Raw genomic sequence first — 11,593 nt, forward strand, 5'->3', positions numbered from 1 at the left:
AGGTAGGGAAATGAATTTAAAAACTATAAATAACGTCTTTTTTATCGGTATAGGGGGCATAGGTATGTCTGCCTTGGCGCGTTATTTCAAGTTTATAGGCAAACAGGTGGCGGGCTACGACAAGACACGCACACCATTGACCCTCGAGTTGGAGTCCCTGGGTATTGCCGTCCATTATCGGGACGACGTGGGGGCCATTCCCGAAGGATGCCGCGATGCCAGGCAGACCTTGGTGGTCTATACGCCGGCCGTTCCTACGGAACACTCCCAATACCAGTATTTTTTGAACCGGGGCTTTGAGATCAAGAAGCGCTCGGAGGTACTGGGACTCATTACGAAAGATACGTTTTGTTTTGCCGTTGCGGGTACGCACGGCAAAACCACGACAACGAGTATTTTGGCCCATTTGCTCAAGGAGGCCAATACGCCGTTTACCGCCTTTCTAGGAGGGATTTCGGAAGATTTTAATAGCAATTTTGTCTTCGAGGGCAACGAATATTCGGTAGTGGAGGCCGACGAGTTCGACAGGTCCTTTCTGAGGCTGTCGCCCAATGTGGCCTGCGTAACCTCAATGGATGCCGATCACCTGGATATTTATGGCGATGTCGACGAACTGCACAGGTCGTTTAGTGCCTTTACCGAACGAATAAAGCCCGGGGGGCAGTTGTTGGTGCGCAAGGGATTGCCGCTTGAGGGTAAGACCTATGGTATCGATGATGGCAGCGATTACTGCATAGAAGGTGTGGCCATAGAGGGCGGAACCTATGTCTTTGATATCCGTACCCCCGATGGCCTACTGAAAGGGGTAAGATTCAATAAGCCGGGGAGGCACAACCTTTTGAATGCCCTGGCGGCATTCGCCATGGCTACCTTTTCGGGCCGTCCCGTAGACGAACTGGCCGCGGCCTTGGAAAGCTTCAAGGGGGTGCAGCGCAGGTTCTCGTACCAGGTCAAACGCGATGATTTTGTGTATATAGACGATTATGCCCATCATCCAACGGAGATCAATGCGGTTTACCAGGCCCTTGTCGAAATGCACCCGAACAAGAAGACATTGGTGGTGTTTCAGCCCCATTTGTTTTCAAGGACGAAGGACTTTGTCGACGATTTTGCCAAAAGCCTTTCGCAATTCGAAAGTGTTTTGTTGCTCGATATCTATCCCGCCAGGGAAAAGCCCATTGAAGGGGTAACGTCGGAATGGTTGTTGGGCAAAATGGATGTCGCTAACAAAAAAAGAATTGAAAAAGCAAATCTGATCGAAGAGATCAAGCGGTACGACCCCGAGGTTTTGGTTACCATGGGGGCCGGTGATATCGGTTTGGAGGTAGAAAAGATAAAAAATGAATTTGGGTATGCGCATTAATTACGACTACATAAAATTAATGGCCTTGGTACTCGTGATCATGGGGCTTTACGCTTTTTCCAATCACAGAAGTGCCCAAAAAAACGTAAACGGAATCGAGATCGAATTTGTCGGTGATCAGAACTTGTACATTACCCAGGGCGCGGTTAATAAATTGTTAATACAAAAATTCGGCAGCCTTGAAAATGTGCCCAAAGAAAAATTAGTTTTGAATACTATGGAGAAGGCCCTTGAGGCCAACAAAATGGTAAAAAGTGCACAAGTTTATCTCACCATAAACGGAAAGTTGGCGTCGAAGATCGTTCAGCGCAAACCAATCGGACGTATAGAAGGAGATTCCAAGTTTTACCTCGATGACGAGGGAAAACGCATGCCATTGTCAACGAGCCACTCTGCCCGAGTACCTATAATCACGGGTCGGATAACGGGCGAGAGCTTGGCGGATGTATATGAAATTTTGAACTATATCAACAAAGACGATTTTCTTAGAAAGAACGTCATTGGTATACATATTGAGTCGGAGTCCAAGTATCAACTTCGCTTTCGCACCGAACGGTTTGTAGTGGAGTTGGGCGACGTCGAAGCGCTGCAGAAAAAGTTCGCAAATTTCAAGGCTTTTTATGCCAAAGCCAAAAAGGATAGGGCATTGGACCAATATGGTATGGTAAGTTTAGAGTTTAACAATCAAGTAGTGTGCACTAAAATATAAGTTATGGAAGTAGGTAATTATTCTGTAGGACTGGACATAGGGACCACCAAGATCGTGGCCATCATCGGCCGTGAAAACGAGTACGGTAAAATCGAGGTGCTGGGGATTGGAAAATCCAAGAGCCTTGGGGTACACCGGGGAGTGGTAAACAATATTACCCAAACCATACAATCGATCCAGCAGGCCGTCGAAGGGGCGGAGGCCAGTTCGGGGCTCAAAATAGGCTCTGTGGTCGTCGGCATTGCCGGGCAGCATATCCGTAGCCTTCACCATAGCGATTATATTACCCGGGCCGATTCGGAAGAAGTGATCGGCGAGGAAGATTTGGACAAGCTCTGTAACCAAGTGTACAAGTTGGTCATGCTTCCCGGGGAGGAAATCATCCATGTGCTGCCGCAGGAGTACAAGGTAGACGGGCAAGCCGAGATCAAGGAGCCCATCGGTATGTACGGTGGTCGCTTGGAAGCCAATTTCCACGTGGTCGTCGGCCAGGTATCGTCCATCAAAAATGTGGGGCGGTGCATCAAGAGTGCCGGACTCAACCTTGGAAACATCACCCTTGAGCCCTTGGCATCCTCCGATGCCGTTCTCAGCAAAGAGGAAAAGGAGGCCGGGGTGGCATTGATCGATATAGGGGGCGGTACGACCGATCTCGCCATCTTTAAGGATGGGATCATCCGCCATACGGCGGTCATACCTTTTGGAGGCGGTGTTATTACCGAAGACATCAAGGAAGGATGCTCCATTATCGAAAAGCAGGCGGAACTGTTGAAAATAAAGTTCGGTTCGGCCTGGCCCGGGGAAAACAAGGATAACGAAATTGTGTCCATTCCCGGACTGCGCGGGAGGGAACCCAAGGAAATCACCTTGAAGAACCTTTCGAAGATCATCCATGCCAGGGTGGTCGAGATCATTGAGCAGGTGTACACCGAGATCAAGAACTACGGCCACGAAGAGCAGAAGAAGAAACTGATCGCAGGTATCGTACTTACCGGTGGCGGAAGCCAGTTGAAGCATTTGAAGCAATTGGTGGAATACATCACCGGGATGGATACCCGTATCGGCTACCCTAACGAGCATTTGGCGGGCGACTCCGATGCCGATATCGCCAGTCCGATGTACGCTACAGCGGTTGGACTGTTGATGAACGCGGTTTCGAACGAGGCCAAGAAAAAGCCGGTAGAGAAAAAAGCACCCCAAACGGACGAAGGGGAATTGGTTATGGCCGGTCATGAAGAACAGGTATCCAAGCCCCAAGCAACAAAAAAGAAAAAGGAAAAAAAGTCGGTGTTCGAAGTTTGGTCCGAAAAATTGAAGGATTTTTTAGACAACGCCGAATAAGGAAAATATAAGCATTAACCAGTAATAAAAAATAACTATGAGCAACAACACGGAATTTGATGGGATAGCGTTTGATCTCCCGAAGAATCAAAGCAATGTAATAAAGGTCATCGGCGTCGGCGGTGGTGGTAGCAATGCCATCAACCACATGTTTCAATCGGGAATCAATGGGGTCGATTTTGTCATCTGCAATACCGATGCACAGGCGCTGAACAATAGTCCGGTACCTACAAAGATCCAATTGGGCGTTTCGCTGACGGAAGGGTTGGGTGCTGGTGCCAACCCCGAAGTAGGGGAGCAGGCCGCCTTGGAGAGTATGGAAGAGATCAAGCAGATGCTGGCCACTACCACTAAAATGATCTTTATCACAGCCGGTATGGGCGGAGGAACGGGTACTGGTGCCGCTCCCGTAATCGCCAAACAAGCGAAAGAATTGGACGTGCTTACCGTGGGTATCGTTACCATGCCTTTCGAGTTTGAGGGCAAGATGCGTTGCGAACAAGCGCGCATCGGTATCGAAAAGCTGCGTGCCAACGTTGATTCGCTCATTGTTATCAACAACAATAAATTGCGTGAGGTATATGGTAACCTGGGCTTTAAGGCCGGTTTCTCCAAGGCCGACGAAGTGCTTTCTACCGCGGCAAGGGGAATCGCCGAGGTAATTACCCACCACTATACCCAGAACATCGACCTTCGCGATGCCAAGACCGTACTTTCCAACAGTGGTACGGCCATTATGGGATCCGCCATGGCCACCGGATCGGCCAGGGCCAACGAGGCGATCATGAAGGCCTTGGATTCGCCCTTGCTCAACGATAATAAAATCTCAGGGGCCAAGAACGTATTATTGCTCATCGTTTCAGGTTCCCAAGAAATTACCATCGACGAAATCGGGGAGATCAACGACCATATCCAGGCCGAGGCCGGACATGGGGCCAACATTATCATGGGTGTCGGCGAAGATGAGGATTTGGGCGAGGCCATCGCGGTTACCGTGATCGCCACGGGCTTTAACGTAGATCAGCAAGACGATATCGTCAACACCGAAAGCAAAAAGATCATCCATACCCTCGAAGACGAGCAAAAGGCTCAGCAAGACCTTACTGCCAATAAGAACATCGTCCATCATTTGGTAGAGGAGGAGGAAGTCCCCGAACCGATCATCAAACACACCTTGATCGAGGAGGAGCCCGAAGATATGGGCATGGACTTGGTAAAGACTACCGATTACATCAAGAACTTCAATGTCTTCTACGAAGAGGTAGTGGAGAAGGTCGATAAGAAGAACGACGTTCTTGACGACGACTTCGTAATTATCGAGTCGGGAAGCTCGATTCGGGATATGGAGGTAGTAGATCCCATTACCGTCGAGTTCGACCGATTGAAGGAAGAGCAGATCGCCATGAGTTTCGATATGCCCCTGACCGAAAACGAAGAGGTCGAGGAGGAAGCGGAAAAGGAGAACGTAATAACCTTTAGTCTTGATGACGATGTCAGCGATATGGAGGTAAACAACCCGGTGGAGGTTATTCCGGTGCTTGAGTACAATAAGAACGGGGAAACCCGCTACAGTTTGGACGATTATATGGAGCTCGAGGATAAGCTCAATAAGGCCCAGCCGAAGCAGGAACCGGTCGAAGAGGAGATGCTTATCGAGAAAAAATCGGTCGAGAACCTACAAAACGGTCCGCAGAATTCCGCTGAAACCGAGGTCGATCCCATGAACAGCCCCATCGAAGAGTTGTTAAAGGAGCGTGCCGACGAACGTAGAAGAAAGCTTAAAGACTTTAACTATAAGTTTCAGAACAGTGTAAGCAGCATCGACGAGATCGAAAAAGAGCCGGCCTACAAGAGACAGGGAATCGATTTGGACGATGTACGTAACCAAGAAGGAAGGGTTTCAAGAACTACCTTGGGCTCGGACAGCAACGATGAAATTCAATTGCGCTCCAACAATTCCTTTCTGCACGATAACGTAGATTAGCAAAAAGTTCGGAATCAAGGACTTTTGTTGGAATCTATACTAACTCAAAGTTAAACCCGAAAAATAGGTAAATTTTTCGGGTTTATTTTTTATCTTCGCATTCCGAAAATAAAAAGTAATGGGCTTACAGCAAAAAGTAATGGAGCAAATGAAGGCGGCAATGAAGGCCAAGGATGCCGTCGCACTTGAGTCTTTACGTGCCATTAAGTCGGCATTGCTATTGGCCCAGACCGATGGTTCGGGGAACGAGCTTACCGAGGAAGACGAGGTTAAACTGGTTCAAAAACTGGTCAAGCAACGAAAGGATAGCGCAGCTATTTTTCAGAAACAGGGGAGGGCCGATCTGGCCGAGCCCGAATTGGCCCAAGTGGCGGTAATCGAGCAGTTTTTACCCGAACAACTTTCGGAAGAGGAAATAGAAAAGGCTGTGGCCAAGGCAATCGAAGCAACCGGTGCCAGCGGTATGAAGGATATGGGCAAGGTAATGGGCATCGTTTCGAAGGAGTTGGCAGGCCAGGCAGATGGTAAGACCATCTCCACCATAGTGAAGAAGAAGTTAGCTTAACAATAGGCCCCGTGGCGCAACTGAATAGCGCATCAGATTTCGGCTCTGAGGGTTGCAGGTTTGAATCCTGCCGGGGTCACGAATAAATCAAAAGGCTGCACGTCAAATCAAGTTTACTTGAATTTGTAAGTGCGGCCTTTTGATTTTCAAAGCGGAGCTTTGTCAGGAAAGGCGGAGCCAATCCTGTTTTGGGGTATTGGGCATTGAGGTTTTTCCCGGTCGACTGTGTAAGTGCGGCCTTTTGATTTTCAAAGCGGAGCTTTGTCAGGAAAGGCGGAGCCAATCCTGTTTTGGGATATTGGGCATTGAGGTTTTTCCCGGTCGACTGTGTAAGTGCGGCCTTTTGATTTTCAAAGCGGAGCTTTGTCAGGAAAGGCGGAGCCACACCTTTCATTGATCCTTGAACATTGGGCTACCTTAAAAGAAGCTAGCCGTTTAGGTGCTTCCTGAAAAAGTCCATCGTCCGTTTCCAGGCCAGTTCCGCGGCCGCCTTATCGTACCTCGGGGTCGAGGTGTTGTGAAAACCGTGGTTGACATCGGGATAGGTGTATGCCTCGTACTTCTTGCCGTTTTCCTTGAGGGCCTTTTCGTATTCCGGCCATCCCGCATTGACCCGTTCGTCCAAGCCGGCAAATTGCAGCATCAGCGGGGCCTTGATCTTGTCGATGTCCTCCTTGGGCTGTCCGCCATAGAAAGGTACCGCCGCAGCCAGGTCGGGAATCCTGACCGCCATCATGTTCGATATCCATCCTCCGAAACAAAAGCCTACGACCCCTATTTTTCCTGAACAGTTTTTGTGGTTTTTGAGGTAGGCGAAGGCGGCAATAAAATCTTCGAGCATTTCGTTGCGGTCGCGTTTGCGCTGCATTTCACGTCCTTCATCGTCATTGCCCGGGTATCCGCCAAGTGGACTCAGGGCATCGGGGGCAAGGGTAATAAAGCCTTCAAGGGCGGCCCTGCGCGCCGTATCCTCGATATAGGGGTTGAGTCCCCGGTTTTCGTGTACCACCACGATGCCGCCCCATTTTTTCTTGGTGTTTTTCGGTAGGGAAAGCAATCCTTTGATGGTGCCCCCGCCCTTTGGCGATGGGTATTCGATATAGCCCGATTCGAGTTGGGGGTCGTTCTTTGGTACGATAAGCGTATCCTCGTAATTGGGCATTAAAAAACCCATCAGCGAGGCAACGGTAAGTCCGCCAACCGCATAGATGGACAATTTTTCGATAAATTCCCTGCGTTGGAGCCGGTTGTGGGCATAGGCATCGTATAGATCGAAAACCTCTTGTTTGATCTGTTCCTTTTTAAGCTTTTTCATGGTGGGATGCGTTTAGTATAAAATGCGTTTTACAAAATCTTCCTTGTAGGCCCTGCCTATGGGCAGTACTATGCTGTCGGAGAGGTATATCTGGTTGCCGACCAGTTTTTTGATCTTGGAGGTGTTGATGATGTGAGAGCGGTGGATCCGGTAGAAATGGGGTTGTTGGAACGCTTCTTCCCAAAATCGGAGCGGTTCGTTCGAAAGGTATTTTTTTTCCGGGGTTACGATTTCGGTATAATCCGCATCCGAAGAAATATACAGAATGTTGTCTATGACCACTTTGACAAGTTCGTAGCCCGATTTGATATAGATTTCCTTGCGCCCACCGGGAGACTGGGCGAGGAGGAGCCTGTTTCTTTCGACTGCCTTCGAGACGGCTTTCACGAAGCGTTGAAACGAGAAAGGTTTCAATAAATAGTCGACTACATTGAATTCGTAGCTCTCCAAGGCATATTCCGAAAAGGCCGTGGTAAGTATGACCTGGGGCGGGTGGGCCATCGATTTTAAAAAATCGATGCCCGATATTTTAGGGAGGTGAATGTCTAAAAACATCAGGTCCACAGGATGGGTCTTTAGGCAGTCCATGGCCTGTATGGCATCGGAAAAGACCCCTTGTAGCTTTAAGGTGCCCATATCTTCAATGTACTTCTTGAGAATACGTTGTGCGGGCGGTTGATCTTCTATGATGATGCAATGCATGGTCTAAAATTTTTCTAATTGCATGCTCAGGTTGACCGAAAAGAGCTTTTCACTTTCCTCGATTTCGAGCTTGTGTTTGTTGGGATATAGCAATTTCAGCCGTTTCCCTACGTTTTGAAGCCCGATGCCCTTGGCCACACTGTCGAGTCCCTCTACAGGTTCGAAATTGTTCAGGCACTTGAATATCAAAGTGTTGTTCTCCAACCTTATGTCTATATCTATTTCAATATTTTTCGATTGCCCCGATTGACTGTGTTTAAAGGCGTTTTCAATAAAAACGATCAATATCAGCGGGGCGATCTTATACTCCGAACCGATTTCACTTATTCTAAAATCTACTTTGCCCCGCTCTTCGATCTGTAACTTATAGAGCTTTATAAAGTTACTAACTTGTTCTAGTTCTTTTTTAAGGGGAACGAATTTTTCTTTGCACTCATACAACATGTAGCGTAAAACCCCGCTCATTTCGAGGATGATTTCGGGGGTCTTTGGCGAACCTTCTAAGGCATAGGAGTACAGATTGTTCAGGTTGTTGAACAGGAAGTGTGGGTTGATCTGGGATTTTAGAAATTGGAGCTCGCTTTCCTGTACATAGCTTTTCAGCTTTTCCACCTCGTGTTGACTTTCAATGGCGTCCCAGGCAAACTTGAAGCCCGATAGAATAGTGATTATCGGCAAAATATCGAAAAAGGCGAAATAGATACCCGGTACGATCCCGGCGCGCTTGGTGCCCGGGTAAAAGACAATTTCCAGAAGCTCTTCGGTTATGATAACCACGACGAAGACGGCTACGACCCATCCGAAGAATTGCCAGTATTTCTTTTTGTACAGAAATTTCGGCATTAGGTAATAGGTGATAAGGCCGGCCGAAATGGTGTAGACCAAAAAAAATACACATTGGGCCAGTGTTATTCCCGGGTCGTTCCTGTCAAATGAATAAAAGAGAAGAACGAGAACGTGTAGAATAACCTGAAATACCAGTTCCTTTCTTGAGATAGTGGCGTGTTTCATTTCATAAAGCTAAGATTTTGTCCCGGCACGATAAAATTCTGGAATGCCAACGGCATTTTTTCTGCCCCGAACGACCTGATCTTCACTTTAACATAATTTTTGGTCGTTTACTGGAAAACTATTGTCGTTTGGGGCAATCCCTTTTTATTTTTTACAATTAATACCATCTTTGGTAAAACGCAAATTATACCGATCAACATGTTACCAAAAACAGAACAATTTTTACGAATACTCGTTGTCGGCCTCTTGTTTTTCGGGCTGCAGTGGGCGAGGGCACAGAATGGCGATCCCATTTTGATCAAGGGAAAGGTGGTTGAACAGGGAAGCGGGGAACCCATAGCCTTTGCCACGGTCATGGCCGCCGATAATGAAACCAAGAAACCCATTACGGGGACCACAACGGCCGATGACGGTACCTTTAGCTTTGAGACGACCGCCAATAATTTTTATGTCGAAATAGGTTTTTTGGGCTTTCAGACCAAAACCTTCGGGCAACCGGCTACCCGAAGCTCTACAATGGATCTCGGAACGGTGGCCCTTTCAGAGGATGCCGAACAATTGGAAGAGGTCGTGGTCGCCGGTGAAATATCGCGCACCGAGTTCAAACTTGACAAACGGGTGTTCAATGTGGGCAAGGACCTGAGCAGTACGGGGGCCAGTGCCCTCGAAGTGCTGAACAATGTACCTTCGGTAAACGTCAACATAGAAGGCCAGGTAAGTTTGCGCGGTAGCCAAGGGGTGCAGATGCTCATTAACGGTAAGCCGTCGATAATTGCCAGTGAAGAGGGCAATGCCTTGGGGACGATTACCGCCGATATGATCGAAAGGGTAGAGGTGATTACCAACCCTTCGGCCAAATACGACGCCGAGGGTACCTCGGGAATTATCAATATCGTACTGAAAAAGGATGAGCGCAAGGGGCTTAACGGTTCCATATCCGTAAATACGGGTACGCCAGCTGGCCATAGTGTGGGCATTAGCCTGAACAGGCGTACCGAAAAATTCAACCTCTTTAGTCAAATCGGGGTAGGGGTCCGCGATATCCCTACCGATATTGAGAACAGAAACCTTAATTTGGAGGACAATACCTCGGTCGTAAGCACCGGTACGGAGCATCGAAACGAAGATTATTACAACTTGGTTTTGGGGGCCGACTACCACATCAACGATTTGAACGTTCTTACCCTGTCGGGCAATTTTGCCCTAGAAATGGAAGATCAGCCCTCGACGACCGATTTTGCCGAATACGACGGTGCCAACTCCCTGGTTTCGCAGTGGCAGCGCACCGAGGTTACCGATGCCCGTAACCCCAAGTTTCAGTACGAGCTGCAGTACAAGAAGAACTTTGACGAGGACGATGATGAGCATACCCTTCTTTTTAGCGGTCTGGGTAATTTTTTCGCCAAAGACCAGTCTTCCGAGTTCTTTGATGCCACGGTAGGGGGCGAGGATATGGATTCACAGCAGCAGACGCGTACCGATTTTAAAGAGGCGGTCTTTACGTTTAAGTTGGATTATACCAATCCGCTGACGGACGAAGTGACCATAGAAACCGGTGCCCAATACGTACTCAACGATGTAAGCAACGATTACGAGGTAAACAATTATGAAAATGGGACGTACGTGAACGATCCGGGCCTTACCAACGTCTTTGAGTACAACCAAAAGGTATTGGGGGTTTATGGTACGGGCTCTTACGAAGGAAAAAAATGGGGCGTAAAAGGAGGACTGCGACTGGAGCATACCGACCTCGGGACCTATTTGGCTACCACCGGGGAATCGAACGACCAAGATTACGTCAACTTCTTTCCGAGTGCGCATACCTCGTACAAATTTTCGGATAAGGTGTCTTTGCAGGCCGGGTATTCAAAACGTATTTACAGGCCCAGAATGTGGGACCTGAACCCCTTCTTCAATATCCGCAACAACTACAGCATACGACAAGGGAATCCGGAATTGGAGCCCGAGTTTACCGATTCCTACGAAATTACCAGTATCTATATTTTGGGCAAGGCTTCCTTGAATTTGGGGGTCTACCACAGATATACCACCGATGTGATCGAAAGGGTCTCTACCTTTGAAGACAACGTTAGCACTTACCGACCCGAGAACATCGGTACCAACAAAGCGACGGGCGTCGAGTTCAACGCCAAATACAGTCCCCTCAAATGGCTCACCCTTAACGGGGACTTTAATTACAGTTCCTTTACCAGGGATGGTGTTTTCGACAGCCAAATTTTTGACTTTACCGGTGATCAATGGTCCTCTAAATTGATGACGAAGGTGAAGTTGCCCGCCGATTTCGATTTCGAAATGACCGGCAACTACCAATCGAGTTACAGGACCGTACAAAGTGAAATGGAGGATATGGCCTATTTGGACCTCGGACTGCGAAAGAACATCCTCAAAGGGAAGGCCGTTCTCAACCTAAGTATCCGCGACTTGTTCGCCTCCCGCATTAGCGAAAGCCTGGTCGCCCAGACCGATTTTGAGGTGTACAATCGACGGCAACGCGGGCGTTTCGTAGCCTTCGGTTTTAGCTATGGTTTCGGCAAGGGAGAGGCCATGCAGTACTCGGGGCAGCGCCGTCGAAGATAAGGGAT

Annotated in this window: 9 protein-coding genes and 1 tRNA gene; 7 read left to right on the forward strand and 3 right to left on the reverse strand. The window is 48.4% G+C overall.

Going from position 1 to position 11,593, the window contains the following annotated elements; all coding sequences use genetic code 11:
• Positions 1–10: 10 nt before the first annotated feature.
• The 6 genes from murC (at position 11) to BUB37_RS13780 (ending at position 6,041) form a co-directional block, all read left to right on the forward strand.
• Complete coding sequence (gene murC / locus BUB37_RS13755) at positions 11–1,363, forward strand: UDP-N-acetylmuramate--L-alanine ligase (RefSeq protein WP_072994398.1); 1,353 nt, start codon at positions 11–13, stop codon at positions 1,361–1,363.
• Positions 1,353–2,072 (forward strand): cell division protein FtsQ/DivIB, encoded by a 720-nt coding sequence (locus BUB37_RS13760; protein WP_072994542.1) that lies wholly within the window; start codon positions 1,353–1,355, stop codon positions 2,070–2,072. Before murC ends, BUB37_RS13760 begins: the two co-directional genes overlap by 11 nt.
• A 3-nt stretch (positions 2,073–2,075) precedes the next feature.
• Positions 2,076–3,413: a cell division protein FtsA gene (gene ftsA / locus BUB37_RS13765; RefSeq protein WP_072994399.1), complete on the forward strand. Its 1,338-nt coding sequence runs from the start codon at positions 2,076–2,078 to the stop codon at positions 3,411–3,413.
• A 37-nt stretch (positions 3,414–3,450) separates the two neighbouring features.
• Positions 3,451–5,397: a cell division protein FtsZ gene (ftsZ, locus tag BUB37_RS13770; protein WP_072994400.1), complete on the forward strand. Its 1,947-nt coding sequence runs from the start codon at positions 3,451–3,453 to the stop codon at positions 5,395–5,397.
• A gap of 118 nt (positions 5,398–5,515) precedes the next feature.
• Positions 5,516–5,962 carry a GatB/YqeY domain-containing protein gene (locus BUB37_RS13775; protein WP_072994401.1) on the forward strand — a complete coding sequence of 149 codons (447 nt, stop codon included), beginning with the start codon at positions 5,516–5,518 and terminating at the stop codon, positions 5,960–5,962.
• A 5-nt stretch (positions 5,963–5,967) separates the two neighbouring features.
• Positions 5,968–6,041, forward strand: a tRNA-Arg gene (locus tag BUB37_RS13780).
• A gap of 348 nt (positions 6,042–6,389) precedes the next feature.
• Here the strand turns inward: BUB37_RS13780 and BUB37_RS13790 are convergent.
• Genes BUB37_RS13790 through BUB37_RS13800 form a run of 3 tightly spaced genes read right to left on the reverse strand, consistent with a single transcriptional unit; the run spans position 6,390 to position 8,990 of the window.
• On the reverse strand, positions 6,390–7,277 hold the full coding sequence (locus BUB37_RS13790; protein WP_072994403.1) for a dienelactone hydrolase family protein: 888 nt from the start codon (positions 7,275–7,277) through the stop codon (positions 6,390–6,392).
• A 12-nt stretch (positions 7,278–7,289) separates the two neighbouring features.
• Positions 7,290–7,979 (reverse strand): LytR/AlgR family response regulator transcription factor, encoded by a 690-nt coding sequence (locus tag BUB37_RS13795; RefSeq protein WP_072994404.1) that lies wholly within the window; start codon positions 7,977–7,979, stop codon positions 7,290–7,292.
• A 3-nt stretch (positions 7,980–7,982) separates the two neighbouring features.
• The gene (locus BUB37_RS13800; RefSeq protein WP_072994405.1) at positions 7,983–8,990 is read right to left on the reverse strand and encodes a sensor histidine kinase; all 1,008 of its coding nucleotides are present in this window, start codon (positions 8,988–8,990) and stop codon (positions 7,983–7,985) included.
• 198 nt (positions 8,991–9,188) lie between these two features.
• Here BUB37_RS13800 and BUB37_RS13805 point away from each other — a divergent pair, with 198 nt between their 5' ends.
• On the forward strand, positions 9,189–11,588 hold the full coding sequence (locus BUB37_RS13805; RefSeq protein WP_072994543.1) for a TonB-dependent receptor: 2,400 nt from the start codon (positions 9,189–9,191) through the stop codon (positions 11,586–11,588).
• Positions 11,589–11,593 lie beyond the last annotated feature (5 nt).

This window comes from Pseudozobellia thermophila (genome assembly GCF_900141855.1).
GTDB lineage: Bacteria > Bacteroidota > Bacteroidia > Flavobacteriales > Flavobacteriaceae > Pseudozobellia > Pseudozobellia thermophila.